This window comes from Shimia abyssi, assembly GCF_003014475.1.
GTDB lineage: Bacteria > Pseudomonadota > Alphaproteobacteria > Rhodobacterales > Rhodobacteraceae > Shimia > Shimia abyssi.
Window position 1 is genome coordinate 109760 of the sequence record NZ_PYGJ01000012.1, and the last position, 26466, is coordinate 136225.

The 26466-nt window shown below is 58.4% G+C and carries 29 protein-coding genes; 18 read left to right on the plus strand and 11 right to left on the minus strand.

The window, feature by feature from the left end; genetic code table 11:
• Positions 1-29: 29 nt before the first annotated feature.
• From pgeF to lgt, 3 genes are read right to left on the minus strand one after another with little or no spacing between them, the layout of a single operon-like run.
• Positions 30-788: a peptidoglycan editing factor PgeF gene (gene pgeF / locus CLV88_RS16505; RefSeq protein WP_106609505.1), complete on the minus strand. Its 759-nt coding sequence runs from the start codon at positions 786-788 to the stop codon at positions 30-32.
• Positions 785-1843 carry a class I SAM-dependent methyltransferase gene (locus CLV88_RS16510; protein WP_106609506.1) on the minus strand — a complete coding sequence of 353 codons (1059 nt, stop codon included), beginning with the start codon at positions 1841-1843 and terminating at the stop codon, positions 785-787. The genes pgeF and CLV88_RS16510 overlap by 4 nt, the downstream gene beginning before the upstream one ends.
• Complete coding sequence (gene lgt / locus CLV88_RS16515; protein ID WP_106609507.1) at positions 1840-2721, minus strand: prolipoprotein diacylglyceryl transferase; 882 nt, start codon at positions 2719-2721, stop codon at positions 1840-1842. The genes CLV88_RS16510 and lgt overlap by 4 nt, the downstream gene beginning before the upstream one ends.
• Positions 2722-2830: 109 nt before the next feature.
• On the opposite strand from lgt, the gene CLV88_RS16520 reads away from it, so the two are divergent.
• The 11 genes from CLV88_RS16520 to CLV88_RS16570 all read left to right on the plus strand — a co-directional run bounded on the left by CLV88_RS16520 (position 2831) and on the right by CLV88_RS16570 (position 14772).
• Positions 2831-3070 carry an accessory factor UbiK family protein gene (locus CLV88_RS16520; protein ID WP_106609508.1) on the plus strand — a complete coding sequence of 80 codons (240 nt, stop codon included), beginning with the start codon at positions 2831-2833 and terminating at the stop codon, positions 3068-3070.
• A 146-nt stretch (positions 3071-3216) separates the two neighbouring features.
• A complete protein-coding gene (locus CLV88_RS16525) occupies positions 3217-4611 on the plus strand; it encodes an efflux transporter outer membrane subunit (RefSeq protein WP_165798918.1) in 1395 nt (464 codons plus the stop codon).
• A gap of 342 nt (positions 4612-4953) precedes the next feature.
• Positions 4954-5454: a type III secretion system chaperone family protein gene (locus CLV88_RS16530; RefSeq protein WP_106609510.1), complete on the plus strand. Its 501-nt coding sequence runs from the start codon at positions 4954-4956 to the stop codon at positions 5452-5454.
• Between the two features lie 43 nt (positions 5455-5497).
• On the plus strand, positions 5498-6313 hold the full coding sequence (gene proC / locus CLV88_RS16535; protein ID WP_106609511.1) for a pyrroline-5-carboxylate reductase: 816 nt from the start codon (positions 5498-5500) through the stop codon (positions 6311-6313).
• Positions 6306-6644: a tRNA-binding protein gene (locus CLV88_RS16540; protein ID WP_106609512.1), complete on the plus strand. Its 339-nt coding sequence runs from the start codon at positions 6306-6308 to the stop codon at positions 6642-6644. The genes proC and CLV88_RS16540 overlap by 8 nt, the downstream gene beginning before the upstream one ends.
• Positions 6641-7600, plus strand: a complete 960-nt coding sequence (locus CLV88_RS16545) for a 2-hydroxyacid dehydrogenase (RefSeq protein WP_106609513.1) — start codon at positions 6641-6643, stop codon at positions 7598-7600. Before CLV88_RS16540 ends, CLV88_RS16545 begins: the two co-directional genes overlap by 4 nt.
• Positions 7601-7671: 71 nt before the next feature.
• Positions 7672-8457 (plus strand): uracil-DNA glycosylase, encoded by a 786-nt coding sequence (locus CLV88_RS16550; RefSeq protein WP_106609514.1) that lies wholly within the window; start codon positions 7672-7674, stop codon positions 8455-8457.
• A 135-nt stretch (positions 8458-8592) separates the two neighbouring features.
• A complete protein-coding gene (gene moaB, locus CLV88_RS16555; RefSeq protein ID WP_106609515.1) occupies positions 8593-9126 on the plus strand; it encodes a molybdenum cofactor biosynthesis protein B in 534 nt (177 codons plus the stop codon).
• Between the two features lie 143 nt (positions 9127-9269).
• The gene (locus tag CLV88_RS16560) at positions 9270-10724 is read left to right on the plus strand and encodes an efflux RND transporter periplasmic adaptor subunit (RefSeq protein WP_106609516.1); all 1455 of its coding nucleotides are present in this window, start codon (positions 9270-9272) and stop codon (positions 10722-10724) included.
• Positions 10725-10727: 3 nt separating this feature from the next.
• Complete coding sequence (locus CLV88_RS16565) at positions 10728-14120, plus strand: efflux RND transporter permease subunit (protein ID WP_106609517.1); 3393 nt, start codon at positions 10728-10730, stop codon at positions 14118-14120.
• A gap of 124 nt (positions 14121-14244) precedes the next feature.
• Complete coding sequence (locus CLV88_RS16570; protein ID WP_106609518.1) at positions 14245-14772, plus strand: dihydrofolate reductase family protein; 528 nt, start codon at positions 14245-14247, stop codon at positions 14770-14772.
• 55 nt (positions 14773-14827) lie between these two features.
• Here CLV88_RS16570 and CLV88_RS16575 read toward each other — a convergent pair whose 3' ends face one another.
• Entirely contained in the window at positions 14828-15637 is an 810-nt protein-coding gene (locus CLV88_RS16575; RefSeq protein WP_106609519.1) for a protein-disulfide reductase DsbD domain-containing protein, read from the minus strand.
• A 147-nt stretch (positions 15638-15784) separates the two neighbouring features.
• On the opposite strand from CLV88_RS16575, the gene CLV88_RS16580 reads away from it, so the two are divergent.
• Positions 15785-16369, plus strand: a complete 585-nt coding sequence (locus tag CLV88_RS16580) for a YqgE/AlgH family protein (protein ID WP_279338357.1) — start codon at positions 15785-15787, stop codon at positions 16367-16369.
• A 71-nt stretch (positions 16370-16440) separates the two neighbouring features.
• Here CLV88_RS16580 and CLV88_RS16585 read toward each other — a convergent pair whose 3' ends face one another.
• The 3 genes from CLV88_RS16585 to CLV88_RS16595 form a co-directional block, all read right to left on the minus strand.
• Positions 16441-16884, minus strand: a complete 444-nt coding sequence (locus CLV88_RS16585; protein ID WP_106609520.1) for a MaoC family dehydratase — start codon at positions 16882-16884, stop codon at positions 16441-16443.
• A 103-nt stretch (positions 16885-16987) separates the two neighbouring features.
• Positions 16988-17863 carry an HAD family hydrolase gene (locus CLV88_RS16590; RefSeq protein WP_106609521.1) on the minus strand — a complete coding sequence of 292 codons (876 nt, stop codon included), beginning with the start codon at positions 17861-17863 and terminating at the stop codon, positions 16988-16990.
• Between the two features lie 63 nt (positions 17864-17926).
• Positions 17927-18652 carry a glycosyltransferase family 25 protein gene (locus tag CLV88_RS16595; RefSeq protein WP_106609522.1) on the minus strand — a complete coding sequence of 242 codons (726 nt, stop codon included), beginning with the start codon at positions 18650-18652 and terminating at the stop codon, positions 17927-17929.
• A gap of 230 nt (positions 18653-18882) precedes the next feature.
• On the opposite strand from CLV88_RS16595, the gene CLV88_RS16600 reads away from it, so the two are divergent.
• Positions 18883-19677, plus strand: a complete 795-nt coding sequence (locus CLV88_RS16600) for a glutathione S-transferase family protein (protein WP_106609523.1) — start codon at positions 18883-18885, stop codon at positions 19675-19677.
• A gap of 68 nt (positions 19678-19745) precedes the next feature.
• Here the strand turns inward: CLV88_RS16600 and CLV88_RS16605 are convergent, their stop codons facing one another.
• Both CLV88_RS16605 and CLV88_RS16610 read right to left on the minus strand, forming a co-directional pair.
• On the minus strand, positions 19746-20666 hold the full coding sequence (locus tag CLV88_RS16605; RefSeq protein ID WP_106609524.1) for a manganese-dependent inorganic pyrophosphatase: 921 nt from the start codon (positions 20664-20666) through the stop codon (positions 19746-19748).
• A gap of 116 nt (positions 20667-20782) precedes the next feature.
• Positions 20783-21793, minus strand: coding sequence for a TraB/GumN family protein (locus CLV88_RS16610; protein ID WP_106609525.1), 1011 nt, complete (start codon positions 21791-21793; stop codon positions 20783-20785).
• Between the two features lie 108 nt (positions 21794-21901).
• Between CLV88_RS16610 and CLV88_RS16615 the strand changes: the two genes are divergently transcribed.
• The 5 genes from CLV88_RS16615 to CLV88_RS16635 all read left to right on the plus strand — a co-directional run bounded on the left by CLV88_RS16615 (position 21902) and on the right by CLV88_RS16635 (position 25223).
• Positions 21902-22555 (plus strand): DUF2161 domain-containing phosphodiesterase, encoded by a 654-nt coding sequence (locus CLV88_RS16615; RefSeq protein ID WP_106609526.1) that lies wholly within the window; start codon positions 21902-21904, stop codon positions 22553-22555.
• A gap of 45 nt (positions 22556-22600) precedes the next feature.
• Entirely contained in the window at positions 22601-23347 is a 747-nt protein-coding gene (locus CLV88_RS16620; RefSeq protein WP_106609527.1) for an NAD(P)H-dependent oxidoreductase, read from the plus strand.
• A gap of 130 nt (positions 23348-23477) precedes the next feature.
• Positions 23478-23603: a hypothetical protein gene (locus CLV88_RS23610; RefSeq protein WP_279338358.1), complete on the plus strand. Its 126-nt coding sequence runs from the start codon at positions 23478-23480 to the stop codon at positions 23601-23603.
• 105 nt (positions 23604-23708) lie between these two features.
• Positions 23709-24098: a hypothetical protein gene (locus tag CLV88_RS16630; protein WP_165798919.1), complete on the plus strand. Its 390-nt coding sequence runs from the start codon at positions 23709-23711 to the stop codon at positions 24096-24098.
• 54 nt (positions 24099-24152) lie between these two features.
• On the plus strand, positions 24153-25223 hold the full coding sequence (locus tag CLV88_RS16635; RefSeq protein ID WP_106609530.1) for a fatty acid desaturase family protein: 1071 nt from the start codon (positions 24153-24155) through the stop codon (positions 25221-25223).
• Here CLV88_RS16635 and CLV88_RS16640 read toward each other — a convergent pair.
• Together CLV88_RS16640 and CLV88_RS23180 are read right to left on the minus strand one after the other, a co-directional pair.
• On the minus strand, positions 25220-26104 hold the full coding sequence (locus tag CLV88_RS16640; RefSeq protein ID WP_106609531.1) for an alpha/beta fold hydrolase: 885 nt from the start codon (positions 26102-26104) through the stop codon (positions 25220-25222). The genes CLV88_RS16635 and CLV88_RS16640 overlap by 4 nt on opposite strands.
• A gap of 171 nt (positions 26105-26275) precedes the next feature.
• On the minus strand, positions 26276-26466 hold a 191-nt coding region (locus tag CLV88_RS23180), incomplete at its 5' end, for a hypothetical protein (protein ID WP_207797085.1).

Below are 26466 nucleotides of genomic sequence, written 5' to 3' on the forward strand. Positions count from 1 at the left end.
GCCAGCCAAATGGGGTGAATCCCGACCCGCTAGAGGCGGATGACGGATATCAGGCGGCCATAGTCGGCCTCGCCCGCGTGGGTGGCGCGGCGATAGGAGTAAAACCGGTCCGCGTCCGAGTAGGTGCAATGGCGGATCCATTCGGCGTGGCCGATCCCGGCAGAGCGGAGACGATGCAGCCCATAGGCGGGCAGGTCAAACTGCATTCTGTCATCCTTGCCATTGGCAAAGAACCGGGTGTTGTCCGGGTCTTGCGCAAGGAAGGCGTCGAGGAATTCTGGCCCGACTTCGTAGGCGCCTTGCGAGATCGAAGGGCCGATCGCGGCGGAGGTGTTGGCACGGGCGGCACCCAAGGCTTCCATTGCGTCGAGGGTTGCCTCGAGTACACCCTCGAGTGCTCCACGCCAGCCTGCATGGGCCGCGCCGATTACGCCAGCTTCTGGGTCAGAGAACAGAACCGGCTGACAATCGGCAGTCAGGATCGAGAGCGCAAGGCCGGGCGCGGCGGTGACCATAGCATCGGCGCGGGGTTTGTTCCCAATGATGGGCGCATCGACGGTCACGGCATCTGCAGTGTGTGCCTGATAGACGGCGATCAGGTCGTCAGGCAGAACATCCATCGCCTCGGCCACGCGGTTGCGATTGATGCTCACGACCTCGGCCTGATCAGAGCTGCCGGTGCCACAGTTTAGGCCGGAAAAGATGCCCGAGGATGCGCCACCGCGACGCGTGAAGAAACCGTGCCGTACAGGGCCAAGGCTGTCTGAGGTGAGGATTTCGAGCGTCATGGGTCACATCCGGGTGGTGGGGTGGTCCCTTCCGGGAAGAGGGCGAGCAGCTTGAACAGGTTTCCCATTTCATCCGGGTGCGTCAAGCGGCGATGTGCGGCGATGTGGCTGGAAAGCGCGTCGCCCGTGAGTTTGCTTGCAAGCGATTGCGCGCGCTGGGTGATGCCAAGCCGTTCGAGGAAGACGCCTTGGGGAGTCAGGGACGAGTGGGCCGAAGGGGTGGCTGCGGCAAGTGCCTCAAAGTCGACATGGGCGGTCAGGTCGGCCTCTCCCGGACAGGCGAGCGGTTCAACGGGCGTGTGTTCGCGCAGGGCCTGCAATGTGTCGCCGTTAGAGCGCCAGTCGCCGTAGTCGAGGATCAGGGCGACGCCGCCGTGATCGTGGATGCGTTGGCCAATGGATTGCACGAGGGCGGGCGCGGGTGCGCAGAGTTCGACGATATTGCCGGGGATCGTGTCGGCAAGGCGGTGATCGAGCGCGGCAACAGATTGTTCGGGGCCAAGGCCGACGGTAAGCGCATCGTCCCGCAGGCCGATCAGGCGTTCTTGCCAGCCGGTTTCGCCGCGTAGGAACTGGCGGATGGGCAGGGCATCAAAAAACTCGTTTGCGACAAGAAAGAGCGGCTGTTCGGGGAGCTGATCAAGCGCGTCGAGCCATGTGGCGGTGTCGCCAAGGGTTTCGCGCTGTTTTGCGCGCAGGGTGGGCGACGCCTCGATCAGGTAGAGTTGCAAGGCGGCGTGAAAGCCGGGGATGGCGCGGGTGGCGCGCAGGATATCGGCCATCAGCGTGCCGCGTCCGGGGCCGGGTTCAGCGAGGGTGAAAGGCGCGGGCGAGCCCTGGTCGAGCCAGGATTGCGCTAGCGCAAGGCCGATCATTTCGCCAAACATCTGGCTAATCTCGGGCGCGGTGGTGAAATCACCCGCAGCGCCAAGGGGGTCGCGGGTGGGATAGTAGCCCAAGGTGGGATGCAACAGCGCTTCGGTCATGTATTCGGCGACGGTCATGGGGCCGGACGCGCGGATACGGCGGATCAGGTGGTCGCGCATAGCGCTCATGCGCGGGCCTGTCGGATGAGCCAGAGGCCGAGCAGGATCATCGGCAGCGACAAGAGCTGGCCCATGGTGAAGCCGACGCCATTGACGTGCAGCGCAAGGCCGAGCGGGTTGTCAGGGGTGATAAAATGGGCGTCTGGCTGACGCACGAATTCAACAAGGAACCGGGCCAGCCCGTAGCCTGCAAAGAAGGTGCCTGCGACGAAGCCGGGTGTTTTTAGTGCGCCGCGTTTCCAAGCGAGCCAAAGCAGGAGCGCGCCGAGGATCAGCCCTTCGAGCAGGGCTTCGTAAAGCTGACTGGGATGGCGGGCACAGAGGGTGCCGACAGCCTGACCGCAATCCTGTGCGTCAAAACCGGGGAAGGTGACGCCCCAAGGGACGCTGGTGGCGCGGCCCCACAGCTCGGCATTGATAAAATTAGCCAGCCGTCCAAGGAGAAGGCCCGGCGCCACGCCAAGGGCGACCGCATCTGTCATTTGCAGTTTGGGGATGTCGTATTTTCGGGCATAGAGCCAGCCGACGACGACCACACCCAACATGCCGCCATGAAAGGCCATGCCGCCGGTCCAGATCTGCGGGATTTCGGCCGGGTTCTGGAGGTAGTGCGCAGGTTTGTAGAACAGCACATATCCCAAACGCCCGCCGAGAATCACGCCAAGGATCGCCCAAGTGAGGAAATCCTCGATCTGTTCAGGCGAGAGCGGTGCTTTGTTGGCGGGCCAGAGGCGGTTGGCGCGCACGGCGGCCACCACGAGGCGCCAGCCGACAAGAATGCCAACAATATACGCCAGCGCATACCAGCGCAGTGCCAATTCAAAGCCAAAGATCGAGATCGAAAAGAGCTCGGGTGAGATATCGGGGAAGGGGATTTGTGCTCGCATTTGGGACAACTTTTGGACCTGAGGTGCGGCTAGTGTCAACCTTGTGTCTGCTGCTGATGCGCCCCATATAGGTGCAAAGCAACGCCTGAAAGTAACGTCGGAGAGACAAATGCAGAGCCGTAACAAATTCGTGGATGATATGTCGCAATTGATGACCAACGCCATGGGCGTGGCTCAGGGCGCAAAAGACGAGGCGGAAACCGCCATGAAATCGCTGATGGATCGCTGGTTGGCGGATCGTGATTTCGTGACCCGCGAAGAGTTTGATGCGGTGCGCGCCATGGCACAGAAGGCCCGCGAAGAGAATGAAGCACTCAAATCCCGCATTGAGGCGCTTGAAGGGAAATAGAGAGAGTTGCAATTGCGACACTCGGAAATTGCCTGAAATCAGCACGGTATTCACAATGACGTGAATGCACTATCATCATCCGAAAAGTACGTCAGGCGCAAAGCGTCGACAGGTTCGGGCGGTGAATGCATAGGCGAACGTTCTTGATGGCCTCGGGGGCCCAATTGGCGACGGTTGCAGCCTGCACCGTTGGCGAAGAATTTCGTCAACCACAGACGGACGTGCCAGAGCAGTTCCTGACCCAGCAGGGCGCTGGGCCGGTTGAACGGAAGTACAAAACATGGTGGCGCGCGTTTGATGACGAAAAGCTTGACCGGCTTGTCGAGCTGGGCTTGCAGCAAAACCTGGACATTCGAAAGGCTGTTGCACGCGTCGAACAATCGCGCGCGATCCTTGCCGGGGCGGGTTATCCGATTGATGGTGTAGCGCGTGTTTCAGAGGCGCGGGCGTCGGTTGGGGGAAATGATGGCCGTTCGGATTCCGGGTTTGTGCGGGGCGAGGCCACATGGCAATTGGACCTGTACGGCAAATTGAAGCGCGAACGGGAAGCGGCGTTCTATCGGCTAGAGGGGGCCTTTGCCGATGCCAACGTGGCACGTGCCACGTTGCTGGACGAACTGGTGACGGCGTATGTGGACGCCCGTTTTTACCAAGAACTGATACGGATCAACCAACGGGTTGTGTCGTCGCGCGAGCAAACCCTAGAGGCTACTGAAAACGCCCGGACGAAGCAGTTGGATCTGAATTCATCAGCGGTTGAGAAAGAAGCGTTGCCCGCTGTGTCCGAGTTGGATGTGGCGCAGGCGCGATCCTTGGTTGCGTCGGCCAAGGCGGAATTGCCCGAAGCCCGCATTTTGTTTTTTAAATCGGTGTCGCGGATTGGAACGTTGTTGGGCCAGGCATGGGAGCGACCCCGTGAAGGGCTGGATCGGACAGCCCCGCAGCCAGTGCCGTCAATTAAAGGGCTGCGCACAGGCATTCCGACAGATCTGGTGCGCAATCGGCCGGACGTGGTTTTGGCAGAGCGACGGCTGGCGGAATCGGTCGCGTTGGCTGGTGTAGCGGAGGCTGAATTATATCCTGAACTAAAGCTGACGGGAAATATCAACGTCAATTATTCAGGCGCAGAATGGATACCCACGGCAGGGTTCTTGCGGCTGGGTTTGGATGTGCCGCTATTTGATCTGCCAGAGCGGCGCTCAAAAGTGCGGTATCAAGAGGCCCGTGTGGATGAATTCCGATTGGTTTGGGAAGAAGAAGTTGTTGAGGCTGTGGAAGAGGTGCAAGATTCGCTGGTCAGCCTCAAGAACCACGAGGATGCCGTGCGTTATACGACTGAGGCGATTGAGCAGACCCGAAACGTGCTGGATCTGGCCCGAAAGGGATATACGCGCGGCGAGGCGAGCTTTCTTCAGGTACTGGACGCAGAGCGGGCATTGCTGGCGAACGAAAATGCGCTGGCGCTGGACAAGCGAAACTTTGCCGTTGATTACGTCAAGTTGAATGTCGCGTTGGGTGGGTTTTACGGAGAGGCGCCTTGAGCACAATGTGGTCCGTTTCGCGCGGCAATGGTTTTTGAGAAAAACGCCATACAGATTAGGTGCTGTTGGCCGTCTGAGTGTCGCGCAAGGCGTGGCAGGCGGGGTCAAATTGAACCGGTATGTCGATCGAGGCAGCGGTGCGCTAGTTATGCTGCAACTTGTGCTATCGCGCGATTAATCCACAACTTATTGCGTTATCCACAGATATTTTGCTTTACAGGACGCGCTTGGCACACCACCATATCTGGTAAGGAAGTGAGGAAACGCCGCACTTTCTAGAGCAGGCACCAAGCGCTAGGGGCGCTGCCATTCCCTGAGCGCACAACATAAAGAGGTGGCGCCATGGCATTGTCAGAGCACATTCTGGAAGAAGATCTTCATCCTATCGACATCGTCGAGCATATCGCAGAGCACCATGATTGGAGCTTTGATCGGATTGCCGATGACCAGATTGCTATGGCAATCGAAGGGCAGTGGAAGACCTATTCGATCACGCTTGCCTGGTCTGCCTATGACGAGACATTGCGTTTGGTATGTTCGTTCGAAATGGAACCACCGCAGGAGAAACTGCCCAAGCTGCATGAGGCACTAAATGCGGTAAATGATCAGTGCTGGGCTGGGGCGTTCACCTATTGGAACGAACAAAAGCTGATGATCTATCGTTATGGGTTGGTTTTGGCGGGCGGGCAGGTGGCCAGCGCAGACCAGATCGACATGATGATCAACGCTGCGATTGTCAGCGCAGAGCGGTTTTATCCGGCGTTCCAATTGGTGGTTTGGGGTGACCGCGACGTAGAGAATGCAATGCAGGTTGCCATTGCAGAGGCTTACGGGCGCGCGTAACACTTTCCCCAAACGCCGAAGACGCGCAATTGGGGGAAACTTAATGGATATGAATGTTGTGGCCGAAAAGGGCCTCGTGCTGCTGGGATGCGGCAAGATGGGGTCGGCCATGTTGCAGGGCTGGTTGGCGGATGGATTGCCTGCCACGAGCGTCTGGGTGCAAGATCCGTTTCCGAGCGATTGGGTGCAGGGCGCGGGCGTGCATGTGAACGCAGAGTTGCCCAAAGCGCCTGCGATTGTTCTGGTGGCCGTGAAGCCGCAGATGATGGCGGATGCGCTGCCGAGTTTACAGGCAATGGGCAATGGCGAGACTGTGTTTGTGTCTGTTGCTGCGGGCATTTCCATCGCAACTTATGAAGAGATGCTGGGTGAGCGAACGCCGATTGTTCGCGCGATGCCGAATACGCCAGCGGCTGTGGGCAAGGGGATCACGGCTGTGATTGGCAATGACCCGGCGGGCGAGGTCGGTGTTGCATTGGCAGGGGCGTTGTTGATGGCGGTTGGTCAGGTAGTCCGGCTTGACCGCGAAGCGCAAATGGATGCGGTCACGGGGGTCAGTGGGTCGGGTCCGGCCTACGTATTCCATTTGATCGAGACGCTGGCCGCCGCAGGAGAGACACAAGGATTGTCGCCCGAGATGGCCATGGCGCTGGCCAAGGCCACGGTGGCCGGAGCGGGGGCGCTGGCTGAAGCAGCAGACGAAAGCCCGGAGCAGTTGCGGGTGAATGTGACCAGCCCGAACGGCACAACACAGGCGGGGCTGGAAGTACTTATGGATCCGGCCAAGGGCCTGCCACCGTTGATGATCAAGACGGTTGGCGCCGCATCTGACCGCTCGCGGGAGCTGGCCAATGGATGAGATATCGTTTGATGATTTCCTGAAGGTGGATGTGCGGGTTGGCACGGTGGTGCGGGCTGAGCCCTATCCCGAGGCGCGCAAGCCCGCGATCAAAGTGTGGGTCGATTTTGGCGGTGATTTGGGGGAGAAAAAGACCTCGGCCCAGATCACCAAGCATTACACCCCGGCGGCCCTGATTGGGCGGCAAGTTATGGCAGTGGTGAATTTCCCGCCGCGTCAGATTGGTAAATTTATGTCCGAGGTGTTGTTGTTGGGGCTGCCGGATGTTGATGGCGAAATCAAGCTGGCTGTGCCGGATGGCGATGTTCCAAACGGGGGGCGGATGCATTGAAAAAGGTTCTGTTCACACGCCCGATGCCCGAACCGGTGGTTAAGGAGGCGCGACAGTATTTTGATGTGACGATACGTCAGAGTAACCTACCGCTTACAGGGAACGATCTGCGCAATGTTTTGCGGGACTATGATCTGGTGATGCCAACGCTGGGGGATATGTTTGATCGGCATGTCTTTGAAGATGTTGACGATCCGCGCTGTAAGGTGCTGGCGAATTTTGGGGTCGGGTATAATCACATTGATGTGGCCGCTGCCACCAAGGCTGGAATTGCAGTAAGCAACACGCCCGGCGCAGTGACAGATGCGACGGCGGATATTGCAGTAATGCTGATGCTGATGAGCGCACGTCGCGCGGGCGAGGGCGAGCGGCTGGTGCGTAGCGGTAACTGGGAAGGTTGGCATCCGACGCAAATGCTGGGTTTGCATATGTCGCGCAAGACCGTCGGTATCATCGGCATGGGCCGGATAGGGCAGGCGATTGCGCGGCGTTGTTTTTTTGGTTTCGGGATGACGGTGAAGTATTTCAACCGCTCAGCCAAGGGTATGGAATTTGACGCTGAACGCTGTGACACACTGGAAGATCTGGCTGGAAAGGTGGATTTTCTGGTCGCGGCGGTGCCCGGTGGGCCCGAGACCCGGGGCATGGTCAACGCGTCCGTGTTTGCCGCGATGCAGGCGCATGGGCGATTCATCAATATCTCTCGCGGGGACGTGGTCGATGAACCCGCGTTGATCGAGGCCTTGCAAGAAGGGTTGATCGGCGGTGCTGGGCTGGACGTGTATGCGCAGGAACCGAAAGTCCCCGAAGCGTTGAAGGCGCTAGAGAACGTTGTGTTGTTGCCGCATCTTGGTACCGCAGCGCTGGAGGTGCGCACCTCGATGGGCATGATGGCGGTGGCCAATCTGGTGGCGTTTGATCAGGGCAAGGCGTTGCCAAATGAAGTTGAGGCGTAAGTGATCCCGATTGCGCGGCGGTCCGGGGTCTTTGGTTTCATCTGGCGCGACACAAAGATAGGGTAGCCCCTATGGAATCGGCTTTGGATTATCACTCGGCGTTGGCACTGCTGGAATGGCAGGTGGAACTGGGCGTGACCGAGGCCATTCTGGACGCGCCGGTGGATCGTTATGAGACACCCAAGCAAGCGCCCAAGCCCAAAGCCGCACCATTGCCCGCTGATGATGCGCCCGTCGTTGTGGCCAAGCGCGAGGTTGACCCGGTGCAGGTCGCCAAGGAGGCGGCCAAGGGTGCCGGGGATCTGGATGCGCTGCGCGCTGCGATGGCAGCTTTTGAACATTGTGAATTGAAGCGCGGCGCGCGCAATCTGGTCTTTGCCGATGGCAATCCGGCGGGGCGGGTGATGATCATTGGTGAGGCTCCGGGACGTGACGAGGACCGTGAAGGTAAACCATTTGTCGGGCGCGCGGGTGTATTGCTGGACAAGATGCTGGCGGCGATTGACATGGGGCGGGATGTGCCGCTGTCCAAGGATGCGGTTTACATCACCAATGTGCTGCCATGGCGTCCGCCGCAGAACCGAGACCCAAAACCCGAAGAAATTGCCATGTTGCGCCCGTTTCTGGAGCGCCATGTGGAGATTGTGGCCCCGGATGTGATTGTGCTGATGGGGAATATCAGCTGTGACGCGGTGTTGGGGCGACGTGGTATCACGCGGCTGCGCGGCAACTGGCAAGAAGCGTTTGGCAAGCCGGTGATACCGATGTTTCACCCGGCCTATTTGTTGCGACAACCAAACGCAAAGCGCGAGGCGTGGGCCGATTTGTTGAGTCTGAAGGCTAAATTGGGCGAGTAATCGGCGTGGGAAACGCTTAAAACAGCGGCAAATGCTCACAGTTTCGTCAATGCCTGTGGTTGCGCCGAAGGGTCCTCTTGCATCTGGGGGCGCTTCGGGGTCAGCCTGTTATCAAATTGGACCAATGGAGGCAGGATGAGCGACGAGAGAGAGTTCATTCCGGTGAGGATTGCCGTGTTGACGGTGAGTGACACGCGGTCGCTGGAGGATGACAAATCGGGCGATACGTTGGTGGCGCGGATTGAGGATGCCGGGCATGTGATGGCGGCGCGCGATATCGTCAAAGATGATCGCGCAGCCATTGCGGACAAGCTGCGCGGATGGTGCGCGGATGACGGTGTTGACGTGATTATCTCGACCGGAGGTACCGGGTTGACCGGGCGCGACGTGAGTGTCGAAGCGCATAGGGATGTGTATGAAAAAGAAATCGATGCCTTTGGCACGATTTTTACCATGGTTTCGATGCAGAAAATCGGCACCAGCGCCATTCAGAGCCGCGCCACGGGCGGGGTTGCGCAGGGCACGTATCTGTTTGCCCTGCCGGGCAGTCCCGGCGCGTGCAAGGATGCGTGGGACGAGATCCTGAAGCGGCAGTTGGACTATCGGCACAGCCCGTGCAATTTCGTGGAAATCATGCCGCGCCTGGACGAGCATATGCGGCGCAAGTAGTGCTTTTGGTGAATTCGACCGAAAAAATCGTTTTTTTGTGACGGAATTTGCAGGGCAACCCGTATAAGTCTTGAGTTGATTTGGCAATTTCGCTCCTCCGCCATTAGGTTTGTGGGGGACGCGTCGATTGGAGAGGCCGACATATGCGGTTTATGCGACAGAGCTTAACAGGGCTTTTTCTGCTTTCCCTGACGCTTGGGCTGTTGGGGGTTGCCGGGTCGATGATCTTTGACGCGATCGAGGCGCGGTTCGCTGATGATAGCAGCGGCCCACCCGCCCGAGAGCGCGTGTTTACAGTGAATGTGGTGACGGCGGAGCCGGGAACAGTTGCGCCTGAGCTGGTGGCGTTTGGTGAAATCCAGAGCCGCCGGAGCCTTGAGATCAGGGCGGCGGCCGCGGGTACAATTGTAAAGCTGTCAGAGGATTTTGAAGAAGGCGCTGAGGTGCGCCCCGGTGAGGTGTTGGTTCAGGTTGACCCGACCAAGGCACGCTATGCGTTGGAGCGGGTCAGCAGCGATATGCTGGACGCCGAGGCCGAGGAGCGCGACGCGATCCGCACGCTGGAACTGGCGTTAGACGAGTTGGACGCCGCCGAGGCGCAGCTGGATCTGCGGACCAAGGCGTTTGAGCGGCAAGTGGATTTGCGCGAACGCGGTGTTGGTACGGCGGCTGCGGTTGAGACCGCTGAGCTGGCGCAGTCAGGTGCGCGGCAGGCGGTTTTGTCAAATCGGCGCGCGCTGGCACAGGCCGAGGCGCGCGTGGATCAGGCGGACACGCGGCTTGCGCGCACCCGGATCGCGCTGGCCGAAGCGCAGAAGGATCTGGAAGATACCGTTATCACAGCAGATTTCGCCGGCACATTGTCAGAGGTGAGCGCGGTCGAGGGCGGGCTTGTTTCGATGAACGAAAAGCTGGCGCAGCTGATTGACGCCAAGGCATTGGAAGTGGCGTTCCGGGTGTCGACGCCACAATATGCGCGGCTGTTGGATGGCGACAATCGATTGCATCAGTCCGAAGTTAAGGTTTCGCTTGATGTGATGGGATCGGATTTGACCGCGACAGGCGTGATTACGCGAGATGCGGCGGCGGTGGGCGAAGGTCAGACAGGCCGGGTTCTGTTTGCACGGCTGGATGGGGCACGGGGCCTAAAACCCGGAGATTTTGTTACTGTGCGCGTGACTGAGCCGGAGTTGCAGCGAGTTGTGAAGCTGCCCGCGTCGGCGCTGGATGCGGCGGGGCGTGTGCTTGTCGTGGGCGAGGGCAACCGTTTGGAGGCGTTGGAGGTGCGGCTGTTGCGGCGGCAGGGCGACAGTGTGTTGGTGCGCGGGCAGGGATTGCCGGGGCGTCAGGTGGTGTCACGACGTACGCCTTTGCTGGGCGAAGGGATCGCGGTTAAGCCGGTGACCAACACAGGCGGCCCGATTGAGGCCCCCGCGATGGTATCATTGAGCGATGAGGATCGGGCGAAATACGTGGCGTTTGTCGAGGGCAATCAGCGGATGCCGGAGAATGTCAAAAAACGCCTGATTGCGCAGTTGAACCAACCTGAGGTGCCAGCGCAGATGATTGAGCGGCTTCAGGGCCGGATGGGGGGCTAGACCATGCGGGAGCTTGGGGAACGCGCCGGGGGTATTCTGTCGTATTTCACGCGCCACGCCACGGCGGCGAACCTGCTGTTGGTGGTGCTGATCATTGCCGGGCTGGTGGCGTTTCCACGAATGCGGGCGCAGTTTTTCCCAGATGTGATTATTGACAATGTCACCGTCAGTGTTGCGTGGGAAGGGGCCGGCGCGGAAGATGTGGATGCGGCCATTGTGCAGGTTATGGAGCCTGCGATGTTGGCGGTTGAGGGTGTTGAGAGCACCTCGTCCCGTTCGACCGAAGGTAACGCGCGCATCACCATGGAGTTCGAGCCCGGCTGGGACATGGCGCGGGCCACGGATGATGTGCAAGTCGCGGTTGATGCGGTGACAACCCTGCCGGATGAGGCAGAGGACCCGGTGGTGCGGCGCGGGCGCTGGCGTGATCGAGTGACGGATGTGGTGATCACCGGAACGGTGGAGATCGACCAGATCGCGCGCTTTGCGGACGAATATGTCGCGCGCCTATATGCCGAAGGGGTCACGCGCACTACAATTCGCGGGCTGGCCGAACGGGAGACATTGGTCGAGGTGAGCTCGGTCGAATTGATCACCCATGATATTTCCATTGCCGAGATTTCCGCAGCCATTGCGGAAGAGGTAAATGCAGACCCGGCAGGTGATGTGACAGGCGCGTTTGCGCGGGTGCGCACGGGTGTTGAAAAACGTGCGCCCGATGAGATTGCGGGGATTGTTCTGCGGTCTAACCCGGACGGAACCAAGCTGCGCGTGGGCGATGTTGCCACCATTCGGGTAGAAGGTGTGAACCGCAACCGGTCCTATTTCGTGGGCGAAAACCCGGCGATTTCGATCCGGGTGGATCGGTCGGACAAGGGCGATGCGATCAGCATTCAGGAAACTGTCGAAAAGGTCAGCGCCGAGATGCAGGCGACCCTGCCGCAAGGGGTGGATATCCAGCTGATCCGTACACGCGCCGAGGCGATAACGGGGCGTTTGAACCTGCTTTTGGACAACGGATTGATGGGGCTGGGGCTGGTCATCATTCTGTTGTTCCTGTTCCTGAATGCGCGCATTGCTTTCTGGGTTGCGGCGGGCATTCCAACCGCGATGCTGGCAGCGATTGCGTTAATGTATGTGGGCGGTTTGACGATCAACATGATCTCGCTGTTTGCGTTGATCATCACGTTGGGGATCGTGGTGGATGACGCCATTGTTGTGGGCGAACACGCCGATGCGCGCGCGCGACGTTTGGGCGAGGGGCCTTATGTGGCGGCTGAAAACGCGGCGCGGCGGATGTCGATGCCGGTGTTCAGCTCGACCTTAACGACGATCATTGCGTTTTTCGGGCTGACTGTGATTTCGGGCCGGTTTGGTGATTTGATCGCGGATATTCCATTCACGGTGATTGCGGTGCTGGCCGCGTCGCTGGTGGAGTGTTTTCTGATCCTGCCCAATCACATGGCCCATGCATTGAAGCATCAGGCCAAGGAACATTGGTACGATATCCCGAGCCGGGTGGTAAATCGCGGCTTTCGCTGGTTTCGCGAGGCGGTGTTCCGCCGTTTGATGTGGCTGGTGGTCAAGATGCGCTATCCGGTGATGGCCGGCGTTGTGGTGATCTTGTCAACGCAGATGGTGCTGTTCATTGGTGGCGATGTGAAATGGCGGTTCTTTAACGCGCCCGAGCGCGGATCGGTGACCGGGAACTTTGCGATGCTGCCCAGTGCGACACGCGAAGACAGTCTTGCGATGATGCGCGAAATGCAGCGCGCGACAGAGGCGCTGGGCAAGGAATACGAAGAACGCCACGGGCGCAATCCGCTGGATTATGTGATTGCAGAGATTGGTGGCAATTCGGGGCGGTCGCTGCCGGGATCAGAGTCGCTTGACCCGGATCTGCTGGGCGGTATCGCGATTGAGTTGATTGATGCGGATTTGCGGCCCTATTCCAGTTTTGCCTTTGTGGGCGAGTTGCAGGACCGGGTGGCGCGCCATCCACTGGTCGAGACAATCTCGTTCCGCGGTTGGCGGTCCGGGCCGGGCGGCGACGCGCTGGATGTGCAGTTTTACGGGGCGGACAGCGATACGCTGAAGGCGGCGAGCGAGGCGTTGAAGACGGCGCTGGAAGAGTTTGCGGAAGTGTCCGCGATAGAAGACAACCTGAGTTATGACAAAGAAGAGCTGATCCTTGAGTTGACGCCGCAGGGGCAGGCGCTTGGGTTCAGTATTGATGGGCTGGGCCGGGTGCTGCGCCATCGTCTGAACGGGCTCGAGGCCGCGACATATCCAGATGGGCCAAGGAGCGCGAGCATTCGTGTGGAACTGCCTGAGGGCGAGTTGACGGCAGATTTTCTGGAGGGGAGCCTGATGCGCACCCCGGCTGGGGAATATGTGCCGCTGGCTGATTTGGTGACGGTGCAGAGCCGAACCGGATTTTCCACGGTGCGGCGCGAAAACGGGCTTCGGTTGATCAACGTCACGGGGGATATTTCAGAGGATGACCCGGCCCGCGCCGAGCTTATCATGGAGCGGTTGCAGGAGGATATCCTGCCCACGATTGCCAGTGAGAAACAGATTGAGTGGGAGATGGCCGGACTGGCGGAGCAGGAAAACACGTTCCTGACCGACGCGCGCAATGGTCTGATCCTGTGTTTGACGGGGATATACCTTGTGCTGGCTTGGGTGTTTTCCAGCTGGACCCGGCCCATGGTGGTGATGGCCATCATTCCGTTTGGGTTGGTTGGCACGATCTATGGGCATTACATGCATGGCGTGCCGCTGAGCATGTTCACGGTTATTGGTCTCATTGGGATGACCGGGATTATCATCAACGATTCCATTGTGCTGGTAACGACAATTGACGATTACGCCAGGGATCGCGGGATATTTCAGGCGATTATCGAAGGCACGGCAGACCGATTGCGGCCTGTGTTCCTGACCACGGCGACCACCGTGCTGGGTCTTGCGCCCCTGTTGTTTGAACGTAGCCAGCAGGCGCAGTTCCTGAAGCCGACCGTGATCACGCTGGTTTATGGGTTGGGCTTTGGCATGGTGCTGGTGCTGATTGTGGTGCCTGCATTGATCGCGATGCAATCGGATGTTGCGCGACAGGTGACGGCGATGCGGCGTGGATTGCACGCGCCGGGGCTGCGTGGCGTGTTGATTGCGGCATGGGGCGCAGTACTGGGGTGGCTGGCGGTGACGTTGGGCTGGACAGTGTTGACGGGCGGAATGCACCCTGAATTGCTGGCCTTGGTGCCTGCGTTGAACGTGGTTCAAGGGGTAGCACCAACGGTGGCGGTCTTTGCGCTAGGAGCTTTGGTGATTTCGGTTGCCGCGTATGTTCTGGGTGGGTTCGGTGTACTGGTCGCGCGCCGTCGCCGCGCGGCTTGACCAGGCCGGAATGATCCGGATAACAAGGGATGGAAAGAGGAGTGCTCTGCCAGTGACCAAGTAAGAGAACAGATTGTTTTTCAGCCTGTCGAGCTGATTGGTTCCCTTACATCTGGAGCACCTGATGCATCCTATTATCTATGACGTTGCTGTCTCTCTTGACGACTATATTTGCGATCCCGGCGGGGACGTTTCACAATTTACTCATGACGGTGAGGTGGTCGAAGACTATCAACAGCGCCTTGCGGGGTATGCCAGTGCCATAATGGGGCGGGCCACTTATGAGATTGGCTATGCGCATGGAATGCAACCCGGGCAGAACCCGTATCCGCACATGTCGACCTTTGTCTTTTCGGACAGCCTGAAGGTGCCGGAGAACTGCGAAATCAGTGTGTTGGCGCGAGCAGCGCAAGACGAGGTTTTGCGACTAAAAGCGCAAGGTGACGGGCCGATTTATCTGTGCGGTGGCGGCGTGTTTGCCGGGGCCTTGCTGCGGGATCGGTTGATTGATCGCGTGATTTTTAAACGCGCGCCTGTCGTGCTGGGCGGCGGGGTTCCGGTGTTTTCCGGGATATCCGAACCGGTCCGGTTGAAGCGGATTTCCAGCCGCGGCTATGACAATGGCTATGTTCTGGAGACGTTTGAGACCTGAGATCACCTGCGATCAGGCCGGGTGCGCATCAGCGCGCCCGTGCCTGTTCGGATGATCAGCCAGTGCAACCGTTGATATCGACCGCGTGATTTGCCCCCAGAACCGTAAAACGCAGCGTAGAGCGATCAACGATGAATGACGCACCATCGACGTGCATCAATTCGGTTTCGGCCAAAAGTGCGTTGCCTTGACGTTTCGAGGTGCCCTCGGCCACCCAAATCTCGGGGTTGGCGGCCTCGATCACGGCAACCTCGCCACCACCCGCGCTGGGCATTTCGATTTTTGCCGTCAGCTTGATCCCGTTTTGTGTCGGGCTGAGTCGACAAGTGACACGGCGCACGCCTGCTTCGTTTGCAGATAGCGGGCGGTCGGCAATGGCGGCAGCAATGCGCGCATCTCGTTTACCCTGGCTTGGCAGTTCGGCCTTGACTGTGAGCTGTTGGGGCACGCAGATATCTCGGCAAACTCCGATGTCGAGTGCGGCTTTGAGCCGAACCGGTTTGCCGGCGGATTTAGGGGTGATGCGGACCGGCAGCACGAGCTCTTCGGTGTAGCCAATTGAGCGCATACCGTTTTGCGAAAAGACCTCGGGTGTAGGCCAGTTCACGTCAAAACCTGCCAGATTGTGCGAACCTCTGAAGTCAAGTTGTGGAGGAATCCCCGCGTCGCCCGGTGCGCGCCAATAGGTTTTCCACCCCGGATTGAGCGTGATGCGGATGGCTGCCATGTGACTGCCATCGGAGTTGCGCCAGCCGGGCAGGATCTCGGCTTGTACGACCTGATCATAAGATTGCGCCTGAACAGGCACGGCAAGGCAGGTGCAGATGAGCGGAGCCAACAGGGCGGAGAGCATTCGTTTGATCATAGTTTACATTTGGTACATCGCGCGTTCAAAGCCAACTCACAATCCGGCGAGAATGTGCCAGAGGGTGCGATGGCGCGGGAAAGGCTTGCGTCTAAAGGTTTGTACACACATGTTTGTTAGTAAGGGCAAAACCGAGAGAGGTTTATTTTGGAAGGGTCAAACGCCACGGGTACTGAGCTTGAACTGACCGGGAAAATGCTGATCGCGATGCCGGGAATGGGTGACACGCGATTTGCGCATTCGGTGGTTTTCCTATGCGCGCATTCAAAGGAAGGCGCGATGGGGTTGATTGTGAATAAAACAGTCGACGGAATGCGGGTGTCTGACCTGCTTAAACAGTTGTCGATCACGATGGAACAGCCCGAAAATGATGGAAACCTATATTTTGGGGGGCCAGTTGAGGGAGGGCGTGGATTTGTGCTGCACTCAACTGATTACTCGTCGGATTTATCTACGCTTGAAGTAAGTGGTACGTTTTCGATGACGGCGACATTGGATGTGCTGGAGGACATGGCCTGTGGCAAGGGGCCGGATCGTACGTTGATGGCATTGGGGTATAGCGGCTGGGGGCCGGGCCAGTTGGAAAGCGAGATTGCCGCCAATGGCTGGCTGATCTGTGATGGATACCCGGAACTGGTATTTGATGCCGCTAATGCGGAAAAATGGCCCGAAGCGCTCAGGAGTATTGGCGTGGATGCGCTGAGCCTGTCCGCGACGGCGGGCCATGCCTGATGTTCTGGCATTTTAGCTTTTTGTGAACATAGAAAGACGAGGGGTGAGAAAGCCAGCCCTCTGCGCAGGGATCAGTCGAACTTGCGGCTTGGGGCGAGGACAGTAGCCTCGCCAACGAGGACTTTCTTGCCTTCGACGGCGCAATGGCAATCCAGTCGCACGCGGCGTTTCGCATGATCGATATCCGTCACTTTGACTTCTGCATAAACCATGTCTCCGGGACGCACGGGCGCGAGGAATTTCAAGGATTGCCCCATGTAGACCGTGCCGTGGCCGGGAAGCTGTTCGCCGATCACCGCCGAAATGAGGCCTGCCGTGAGCATCCCATGCGCGATGCGACCCTGAAATATGGTCTCGTTGGCGTAGTCATCGTCTAGGTGCACCGGGTTGCGATCAGTTGAAACCTGCGCAAACATCTCGATGTCTTCGTCGGTCACAACTTTGCGCAGGTAACGGGACATACCCATTTCGATGTCTTCTATGCAGATGGTTCCGCGTGGTAGGTTGTCCAACATTTGACCCTCCGAGAGAGATTTGCGACGTAATATTGCGACCCGATCATATCGTATTTCGAAATTTTATTACTTCGCAATCGCAGAAAGTCAATTGTTATTCATGTCAGCGAAGTTGACCTATTGAATACTGTGGAGCCACATTTTCCTTTGAAAGATAGGTGGTTAGCGCATTTTTGTCCGGTTGGTGCGTCGTTTTGGTCTCGGCTGCCGCAAGACCACCAGAAATGAAGAGGGAATCAATGTCTTCGCCCATGGCACCCAGAATATCGGTGTGCGGGCCGTCGCCAATGGCAAGGATCGCACTGTCCGGTATGGATTTTCCCAACGCGGAAAGGCGGCGGCGGGCGAGATCATAGATCGGGGGATGGGGTTTGCCAAAATAGAGGCTTTCGCCGCCCATTTCGGTATAGAGTCGAGCCAGTGCACCGGCGCACCATTCGCGGACCTCGCCCCGGTCGACGACAATGTCCGGGTTGGCGCAGAGCAGCTTCATACCCTTGGCTTTGGCATAGAGAAAGTCGGCGCGATTGACCTCAGGGTCGGCCATCGGATCGAACGGGCCGCAACAGGCGATGCCGTCGGCCTCGGCTAAAGGCACGCGCTGGATGTTGATTGGGTTGTCGAGAATTTCGAGCGGCTCAAAAAAACCAGCGTCGCGAATTGGTTCGCCCATGAAATACACTTTTTCGCCAATCGCGCCGCGATACATCGCCGAACGCGCGCTGTCGCCGGAGGTTGCGATTGTGTCATAGGCGTCTGCCGGTACGCCAAAATCAGCGAGCTGATCGGCTACGCCTGCGCGCGGTTTTGGGGAGTTGGTGACAAGCACAACAATGCCGCCGCGTGCGCGATAAGCTTGGAGAGCTGCCACCGCCTCTGGATGGGCGGTAATGCCGTTATGCACGCATCCCCAGAGATCGACAAAGAGGGCGTCGTAGCGATCAGAAATCTCGGAGAGGGCGTTGATGATCTGGGTCATGGGTTATCCTGCGCGAAAGAGGGGTGCAGCCTCTATGGCAAAGCTGTGCGCAGAAGGCCAGTATCAAGCACGCGGGGTGCGATTTCGCAGTTTCCGCAATGCACCGACGATACTGCGAAAAGGCTCGATGCGATCATAGAATTTGAGGTCGTGTATGTCCGTGCGAGAGGCGCGCTGGCCTGCTAGGCAGGGGGTTGCGATGCGGAAGGTGACGCCGGGCACGATGGTGCGCACCATATTAAAGGCACCGTCAAAGAACATCGAACCACCCTCGGGGTGGCCCGAAGGGCGGGAGCGCACGAGGTTGAGATAGTCGTGGAAGGCGGCGATGGCGTCGCCCTGAATGGCCCAGAACTGTGTGCCGCGTGTACCGCCCGTCCACGCGGAAAGTCCGGTGTGGTCGCTGGGCGGTTCGTAGGGTTCGAGATAGCCAAGTGCGGCGATGTTCCAGCTGGTTTGGCGTAGGTCTGTCAGCACAGCGGCGAGTGTGTCGGCGGGCAGATCATTGAGTTGCAGATCGTCTTCGCAAATCAGGATGCGGGAATGGCCATTGTTGATGGCGTCTTTGAGGACATTTGTTTGCGAGATGAAGTTCCCAAGGGAACCAAGCGACGGGAATTCGCCCTTTTCGGTGGGGCGGGTGGCCTCGAAGAAGTTGATTTTGGCATTGGGGACAGTGACGCCGACACGGGCAAACTCGGCAATTGTCTCGGCCCTCCGGTCATCGCGGTGGGGCAGGTTGACGATGTAGACTTGGTCAAACCAGTCAAACAGATCTGGGAAGCTCATGAAACAGCCTGTGTATGGAGTTCTTGCCTGCTTATAGAGAGCGCCGTGGGCGCAATCGTGTCAAGAGTTGGGTGCATTGGAGGCGGTTTGTCGATTGGAGGCTTGGCGTTGAAAGATGGATCAGAGCCATTTGCTGTAGTTCACGAAAAGACGGCTTGGTGACAGGTGCGGGTGATTATGCCAACATCCATGGATGAGACGACGACCTTTGCGCGAGGACATCATTCGATATGCAGAAACCCACACTTTACCACATTCCCGTCTGCCCGTTTTCGCAGCGACTGGAAATTTTGCTGGCGTTGAAGGGCATGAGTAACGCTGTCAGCTTTCACGTCGTCGACATCACCAAGCCGCGTGATCCAGAGTTGCTGGAAAAAACCCGCGGGACCACCGCGTTGCCGGTTCTGGAATTGTCTGACGGACGGATTTTGAAGGAGTCGCTGGTGATCCTGCGATATCTTGACGAAGTGCTGGGGGTTCCAGTGGCCCGGACTGATCCAATGGAGCGGGCGATCGAGCGGATGATCATCGCCAAAGAGGCACCGTTCACCATGGCCGGCTACATCATGGTGATGAATCAGGACAAGGACGCGCGGGCGGGATTGTGCGACAAGATACTGGGCCTTTATGCTGATCTGGGCGACTACCTCGATTGGCAGAATCCGGGCGGCATTTTCCTTTTTGACAACTTTGGATTGGCCGAGGCGGTGTTCACACCGATGTTCATGCGTTTTTGGTTCCTAGAGTATTTCGAGGATTTTGACCTGCCAGACGACCCGAAATATGCCCGCGCCCGTGCGTGGCGGGCCGCCTGTATGGCACATCCTGCGGCGCAGCAGGTCACGAAGGAAGAGATCGTGAAGCTGTATTACGACTACGCGCTAGGGCGGGGCAACGGGGCGTTGCCAGAGGGGCGCAAAGTGTCGAGCTTTACCTTTGACACTGATTGGCGGAGCCGCCCATGGCCGCCCAAAGACAAATGGGCGCCTTCGCCGAGTGACGCGGCCCTTGGACTGGTGTGTTGACACGTTTGGCCCGAAACAAAAAAGAGCGCCCCGAAATGGGACGCCCAGAAAATCGCGCTTAAGGCTGATCAGACCTTCAAATTCGGAATGATCTGCTTTTTGCGGCTCATGATGCCGGGGAGGACGACGGAGTCGCCGTTCACTGTAGCGGCAAAGCTCTTTTCGGCGACGCCTTTGATCACATCGTTGGGCACGAACAAGGTGGCTTCTTCGTTCAGGATATCCACAACGAACAGCAGCACCTCGTCAACGCCGTCTTCGGCAGCAACGGTCTTGAAGCTTTCCATGATCGAGGCCTGACGGTCGAGCACCAGTTTGGGCGCGGTGGTTTCCAGAACCGAGACGCGGAATTTGGTGCCTTCGACGGCATACTCCTTGGAGTCCATGCGGATCAGTTCGGCGTCGGAGAACGCGGAAATGTCGGACTTGGCTTCGAACATTTCTGAGGCATAGGCGCCCAGATCGAGGTTCAATTCAGCCGCCAGTTTTTCGGCCAGCGCTTTGTCGTGGTCGGTAGTGGTGGGCGAGCGGAATTCCAGCGTGTCCGAAAGGATGCAGGACAGCATCGCGCCTTTGATGTTGTCGGGCATTTTGGCCGCGTCGTCGCCCATCAGATCGTGCATGATGGTTGCGGTACAGGCCAACGGGCGGATGGTGATGTCGATCGGACCTTTGGTTTCCAGACCGCCGACCAGCTTGTGGTGGTCGATGATGGCGGTGATGTCGGCATCGTTGATCGCGTCGGGCAGTTCAGCGGGGTTGTTGGTGTCAACAATCACGACGGGTGTTTCTGCGGCAACGCTGGTGATGATCTCGGGCTTGTCGAAGTTCCATTTGTCCAGAACAAAGGCGGCTTCGGTGTTTGGCTCGCCAAGGAGTACGGCTTTGGCCGGGGTGCCCAGCACCTCGGTCAGGTACCACGCCCAGATCAGCGGGGAGCCGGTGGAATCGGTGTCAGGGGATTTGTGTCCAAAGACGAGGGTGGTCATAACGCGCAACCTTTTGAAAATGAGGAATTCGGGTGATTTTGCGCGCGTTATAGAAGGGGTGTGGGGGATTGTCACGCATTGGGTTTGCCCTGCGACCACGCGGCGCGGGCGGTACGCTACTGTTGTACTAGCGGCACACGGGTCAGGGCAAAGCCACGCAGGGATAGCAGGTTGAGCACGCCGTCATCACCCGGAAGATGCAGCGCGCCGACGGCAACTACGGCAGGAGCAGCGGCGAGTTCTGGTGCAAGCGTATCGACCCACGCAAGGTTGCGGGCATTGATGAGCTCGGCTTGCAATTCAGCTGTGATCGCGTCGAGCCGCGCTTTGTCTTCGGGTGTGGTGATGTAGTCTTGGGCTTTGTCTTGGGTGTACTCCCAGAAAAGCTGAATTTTCTCCTGAAAATAGAGGGCAGTGAGAGTTGCGTTCGAGTCAACTCCTGCAATTGGCAGGCCCAGAGAAAGTGACCACTTGAAATCACTGACCTGTTCATGCAGCGGATCGGATGCGAGGAGATCAAGCAGGGATTTGGTGTTGTCCAGCGACTGGACCGGGGCATTGGCCTCAGTCGACCAGAGTTCGATAAGACGATCCAGACCGGGCTTGCCCTCGCGCAGCTCAGTCATGGCACAAGGTGGGATGGACAGTGTCATGCCAAGAAACCATGGCTGGTAATTGGCGGCAACAAACCCTGGCAGACCAAGTGCAGAGAGATGTGGTTGCAGTTTGGCCCAGTTTTCGTCGCCCAAGCGATCAATCAGGGACGGGCCGTCAGTGATCAACGTCAGCGCGGGGTTGGCCGTTAGATGGTGCTGAAAGGCCTGTTGGTCCGCATGCGAGAGTTCCATGAACAGTTGCTCTGGCGCATCCAATTCCGACGTGAGTCTGTCCATCACAATGCTGTGGCGCGGATCGGGGATGTGCATTGTGCCGACGATGTAGGAGGTATGGCCGTTCTTTTTCGCCTGCCAGAGAATGCCCTCATGGAATGGTGCGTTGGCGGCGCGTGCCTCAAGCTCTGCGCGGCGCTCCGATGGTAGCGCGTCGAATTCGGACGGGCCATCGCAGGCGGCGTGCACTGGCAAGGAAGTGATGAAAAAGAGGATGGCGAGGAGAATGCGGGTCATGTGTGTGTTTCGCGGGTGCGGGTTGGGGCCGACTTTAGCGGTGGGTGGGGCGGAGGCAAGTGTCGAATGCGTTTGCGAGGTGGTGCACAGGTGTTTAGGTCTGGAGGTATGAGCAAGGTAAGCGAAACGGATCTTTACGCGCCGGTCAAGGGGTGGCTTGAGGCACGCGGGTTTGAGGTGAAATCCGAAGTCGGCGCAGTAGATGTTATGGCGTGTCGCGAAGGTGATGAGCCGGTGCTGATTGAGATGAAGGTCGGGTTTTCGCTGACGTTGTTGCAGCAGGCTGTTGCGCGGCAGTCGGTGACGGATGCGGTCTATGTCGCGGTGCCGCGCTGGAAGGGGCGCACGGGGTATAAGGCGTTCAAGGGCAATGTGGGGCTGTGCCGGCGGCTGGGTGTTGGTGTGTTGTCGGTACGGTTGGAGGATGGATTTGTCGAGGTGCACGCCGATCCGGGGCCGTTCCAGCCGAGGAAGTCAAAGCGGCGTAAAGAGCGTTTGCTGAGCGCGTTTGAGCGCCTGGAGGGAGACCCCAATATTGGTGGTAGTCGCGGTGCGCGGGTGACGGCCTATCGGCAGGATGCTGTGCGATGTGCGGCGTTTTTGGCGGAGCACGGCGCGAGCCGGGGTGCGGTGGTTGCCAAAGGCGCCGGGGTGGCCAAGGCGACACAGATGATGCGGGACAATCACTATGGTTGGTTCGAAAAAGTGGGGACCGGCGTGTACATGTTAAGTGAGGCAGGTGTGGCGGCGTTGGCAGAGTGAGGCCCTCTGCCATCCCTTGCGGGCTGTTCTCGGGAGGAGAAGACAGTGACGGTAACTTTGATAGTCTTGGCCCATCCGAACCGGGCGTCGTTTAATGGTGCGTGGGCCGAAGCGACGGCGACAGCGTGCGAGGCGCTGGGCCATGAGGTGATCTGGTCGGATCTGGTGGCACTGGGGTTTGATGCGGTTGAAGGCGCAGGGCATTACAACGGTGCGGCGGCATTTGATCCGCTCAAGGCTCAGGAAATGGCGGCGCAACAGGGTAGTGTGCCAACGGATGTCGCGCGCGAGATTGCCAAGATACAGCAGGCTGACCGGATCGTGTTTCATTTTCCGATGTGGTGGTTTGCGCCGCCTGCCGTGTTGAAAGGGTGGTTCGACCGGGTGCTGATGCATGGCGCGCTGCATACTGTGGATGAGCGGTTTGATCGTGGGCGGTGTCGGGGCAAGGCGGCGCTGTTTTGTGTGACAACCGGCGCGACGGATATTGAGAGTGGGCCGGATGGCAAGGAGGGCAATGTTGATATGCTTTTGTGGCCAACGGCTTATACGCTGCGCTACCTCGGGATGGCGGTGCTGGAGCCGGTCGTTGTGCATGGGGTGCATGGCTATCATGAGGGCGCGGGGAAAGCCGCGCTGGAGCAGCGGCTGGCGGGTGTTTTGGGCGGGCAGGCCGATGTCATGTCGGGGTTTGATGCGCACGTTAGGATGCGGTTCAATGCGGATGTGGACTTTGATGAAGATGGGCGGTTGCGCGGGGCGAGTGTGACGCCGTTTATTCGGCCAAGGTAACGCCTGATCAAGACGTGTGTCCGATTCATGGTTTTGCCTCTTGGTCTGTAGGGTTATCATGGGTGGGTATTTTGATTTGAAGGTTTTGGCGCGTGCTGACGGCGGCGGGCCAGAGAAAAGGGTGTTAGGTATGGTGCGGAAACTTTGGCATTTGGCGGTAATTTGTATTCTGGCGTTTGGGGGTGCGCCCAGTGTTGATGCGCAGTCAAAGGTTGGCTCCGCCGTGGTTGACGGTAAGAAAGTCACCTTGTTTTAGGACAATACCTGGGCTTACACGGAAGTGTCGGCAGGTACCGCGGGAGACTGTGTAAATGTCTCAGTTGGGGTTGCCTTCTGTGGCCGAGGGAGTGGTTGGGAGCAGTTGAGGTCTGATGATCCCGAAATTGCCGCCATGTTCCGCCTGAACGACCAATCTTATGGGATGTTTATCACCGAAGAGGTTGGCGCATCTTCGGGAACGACACTTACCTTTATGCGCGATGCGATCCTTGAAAATTTTGCATTGGGCGCAGGTATCGCTGCTGAAGACGTCGTTGTTTACGATGTCGAAGAAACCGAGGTCGCAGGGCACGCGGCGGAGACGGTAATTTATGGCGGTGCAATAAACGGTCTGGACGTTGTGTTCCTTAACACGCTGACCATTGGCGAAGTGCGGACCGTTCAGACGGTGACGTATTATTTGCGCAAATCGCTGGAAGACGCGGATCGAGCAACCCACCAAGGTTTTTTGGCGCTGACCAAGCTCGACTAGGTCGATTGGGCCCAACCGGTTGAACGAGCAAAGCTGCTCGACTAGCGTTGTCGAATGGACAGAAATTATTCGTTAACCAGTGACTATGGGCGCGACGCCGTGGCGCGTGGGGTGGCCGAACCTTCTTGGTTTCGCCCCAAGGTGAACCCGCAGGACATTCGCGCGCTGATGCAGAAATCCGATGGTCCTGCGCTGCGAGATACGTTGATCTGGCTTGGCGCGATGGTTTTGCTGGCTTGGGTCGGTGTTGCGTTGTGGCCGTCTTGGTGGGCAGTGCCGGTTTGGCTGGCCTACGGGGTTCTTTATGGATCCGCCTCGGATTCACGGTGGCACGAGTGCGGGCATCGGACAGCGTTTAAAACGGGCTGGATGAACGACGTCGTCTACCAGATCGCGAGCTTTATGATTATGCGTAATCCAGTTGTATGGCGAGCCAGCCATGTGCGTCATCACACCGATACGATCATTGTAGGGCGCGACCCGGAGATTGTGGCCATGCGCCCGCCGGACCTTGTGAAAGTCAGTTTGAAATTTCTGGGTGTGAATGACACGATCGAGTCCCTTGGGCGGATGGGATTGCACGCGAGCGGACGGCTGCATCCTGAAGAGGCGATGTATGTACGTGACGCTGATCAGGGGCGCGTGTTCTGGGTCGCGCGTATTTGGGTGGTGATTTATGGCTTTGTCATTGCCGCGGCGCTATGGGCAGGGTCGATCCTGCCTTTGATGGTTGTGGGGCTGCCGCGTGTGTATGGCGCATGGCACCACGTATTGACTGGCCTGTTGCAGCATTTGGGGCTAGCCGAGAACGTGACGGATCACCGTTTGAACACGCGCACGGTTCTGATGAACCCGGTTAGCCGGTTTATCTACCTTAATATGAACTATCATCTGGAGCATCACATGTTCACGATGGTGCCCTATTATAACCTGCCCAAGTTGCATGAATTGATCCGACATGACGTGCCAACAGCGGATCCGTCGATCATTGCTGCTTATCGGCGCTTGTTGCCGGTGTTGTGGAAACAACTGAGATACCATGAGGCCGTGATTGTGCCGGAATTGCCGGAAGGGGCGATGCCCTATCGAAGTGAAGTAGAACACCTGCGTCCATATGCGGTCTAGGGTGGGGCCTGGTTGGAAAGGCCGGAAATGAAATCGTCGATGAGGCCGACGATCAAAGGCGCGAGGGCGGGCGTGATGATGTGGCCCATGCCGTCGATTGCGTGATAATGGCACCCTGGGATGAGCCCGGCGATTTCTGCACCAAGATCAAGTGGGATCAGGGCGTCATCGGTGCCGTGAATGACTTGGCAGGGCACGGTTATCGAGGGCAGGTCCGGACGGCGATCCGATGCGGCCATAATAGCGAGGAGCTGGCGGTTAATCCCCTCTGCATCGACGCCACGGGACCATGCTATCTCCGCTTGATCGCGAATTTCGGCTTCGGTCATTGGATAGCCGGGGCTGCCATTTTGCGCGTGTTCCTGAACCCAGCCTTCGACGTAGTCGGCCTGATCGGTGGGATAGGCCAGCAGTTCGCGAACAGTTCGCGGGTCGTTTTCGGGGCGGGCAGACGTCATGACCATGGACGCAGAGCGCAGACGTTTTGCGTGATGGATGGCGAGTAGCTGAGTGATCATGCCACCCATGGATATGCCAAAAATGTGGGCCGTTTTGATGTCGAGCGCGTCCATTAGGCCGGTCACGTCGCGCGCCATGTCGGCAAGCGCATAAGCGGTTGGAACCGTGGCTGCGGACTGTGCGATGTCGAGCAAAGCCTCGGCCTTTGTGGGTACGTCGGGGTCTGGACAGCGTTCTGACTGCCCGACATCGCGGTTGTCAAAGATCACGACACGATAGCCGCGCGCGGCAAGACCGTGGGTCAGTTCACTGGGCCAGTGGATCAACTGCGACCCAAGCCCCCGGATCAGGATGAGGGGGATGCCATCGGCGGGGCCGAATGTCTCTATGTCGAGTTTGATGCCGTTGGCGGTGATCTGCATGTGAAACTCCGTTGACTACTTGGGCACAGGTTTGGGTCGTGGAGTGGGCTTGGTGCACACGAAAACAGTATGAGGCGGCGTGGTTTGAGGAGCAAACCAAAATGATCGCAATTGGGTTTAGGTCGACAAGCGGAGGACTGGGTGACGTCGGTTGCACAACGATGACTGTTTTCAAGACGTTGCTTGGATTTTAGGCTCATAGATGTCGCTTGAATTATCGCACTGGCCCATGAGAGGAGCGAAATTTGCCCTTGGTTGTTTTGCGGAGAGGCTGTGTGGAAACTCGGCTGATTGCGATGCCCGTCTGTCTTTACCTGCGTTTTTGCCCGTTTTGGCGTGAGATCGGCATTTCAGCCGACAGA

What these genes read in the sequence shown, in the direction of transcription:
- pgeF (WP_106609505.1), bottom strand. Translation starts at nt 788, where the DNA reads ATGACGCTCGAAATCCTCACCTCAGACAGCCTTGGCCCTGTACGGCAC.
- CLV88_RS16510 (WP_106609506.1), bottom strand. Translation starts at nt 1,843, where the DNA reads ATGAGCGCTATGCGCGACCACCTGATCCGCCGTATCCGCGCGTCCGGC.
- lgt (WP_106609507.1), bottom strand. Translation starts at nt 2,721, where the DNA reads ATGCGAGCACAAATCCCCTTCCCCGATATCTCACCCGAGCTCTTTTCG.
- CLV88_RS16520 (WP_106609508.1), top strand. Translation starts at nt 2,831, where the DNA reads ATGCAGAGCCGTAACAAATTCGTGGATGATATGTCGCAATTGATGACC.
- CLV88_RS16525 (WP_165798918.1), top strand. Translation starts at nt 3,217, where the DNA reads ATGGCCTCGGGGGCCCAATTGGCGACGGTTGCAGCCTGCACCGTTGGC.
- CLV88_RS16530 (WP_106609510.1), top strand. Translation starts at nt 4,954, where the DNA reads ATGGCATTGTCAGAGCACATTCTGGAAGAAGATCTTCATCCTATCGAC.
- proC (WP_106609511.1), top strand. Translation starts at nt 5,498, where the DNA reads ATGGATATGAATGTTGTGGCCGAAAAGGGCCTCGTGCTGCTGGGATGC.
- CLV88_RS16540 (WP_106609512.1), top strand. Translation starts at nt 6,306, where the DNA reads ATGGATGAGATATCGTTTGATGATTTCCTGAAGGTGGATGTGCGGGTT.
- CLV88_RS16550 (WP_106609514.1), top strand. Translation starts at nt 7,672, where the DNA reads ATGGAATCGGCTTTGGATTATCACTCGGCGTTGGCACTGCTGGAATGG.
- moaB (WP_106609515.1), top strand. Translation starts at nt 8,593, where the DNA reads ATGAGCGACGAGAGAGAGTTCATTCCGGTGAGGATTGCCGTGTTGACG.
- CLV88_RS16560 (WP_106609516.1), top strand. Translation starts at nt 9,270, where the DNA reads ATGCGGTTTATGCGACAGAGCTTAACAGGGCTTTTTCTGCTTTCCCTG.
- CLV88_RS16565 (WP_106609517.1), top strand. Translation starts at nt 10,728, where the DNA reads ATGCGGGAGCTTGGGGAACGCGCCGGGGGTATTCTGTCGTATTTCACG.
- CLV88_RS16570 (WP_106609518.1), top strand. Translation starts at nt 14,245, where the DNA reads ATGCATCCTATTATCTATGACGTTGCTGTCTCTCTTGACGACTATATT.
- CLV88_RS16575 (WP_106609519.1), bottom strand. Translation starts at nt 15,637, where the DNA reads ATGATCAAACGAATGCTCTCCGCCCTGTTGGCTCCGCTCATCTGCACC.
- CLV88_RS16585 (WP_106609520.1), bottom strand. Translation starts at nt 16,884, where the DNA reads ATGTTGGACAACCTACCACGCGGAACCATCTGCATAGAAGACATCGAA.
- CLV88_RS16590 (WP_106609521.1), bottom strand. Translation starts at nt 17,863, where the DNA reads ATGACCCAGATCATCAACGCCCTCTCCGAGATTTCTGATCGCTACGAC.
- CLV88_RS16595 (WP_106609522.1), bottom strand. Translation starts at nt 18,652, where the DNA reads ATGAGCTTCCCAGATCTGTTTGACTGGTTTGACCAAGTCTACATCGTC.
- CLV88_RS16600 (WP_106609523.1), top strand. Translation starts at nt 18,883, where the DNA reads ATGCAGAAACCCACACTTTACCACATTCCCGTCTGCCCGTTTTCGCAG.
- CLV88_RS16605 (WP_106609524.1), bottom strand. Translation starts at nt 20,666, where the DNA reads ATGACCACCCTCGTCTTTGGACACAAATCCCCTGACACCGATTCCACC.
- CLV88_RS16610 (WP_106609525.1), bottom strand. Translation starts at nt 21,793, where the DNA reads ATGACCCGCATTCTCCTCGCCATCCTCTTTTTCATCACTTCCTTGCCA.
- CLV88_RS16615 (WP_106609526.1), top strand. Translation starts at nt 21,902, where the DNA reads ATGAGCAAGGTAAGCGAAACGGATCTTTACGCGCCGGTCAAGGGGTGG.
- CLV88_RS23610 (WP_279338358.1), top strand. Translation starts at nt 23,478, where the DNA reads ATGGTGCGGAAACTTTGGCATTTGGCGGTAATTTGTATTCTGGCGTTT.
- CLV88_RS16635 (WP_106609530.1), top strand. Translation starts at nt 24,153, where the DNA reads ATGGACAGAAATTATTCGTTAACCAGTGACTATGGGCGCGACGCCGTG.
- CLV88_RS16640 (WP_106609531.1), bottom strand. Translation starts at nt 26,104, where the DNA reads ATGCAGATCACCGCCAACGGCATCAAACTCGACATAGAGACATTCGGC.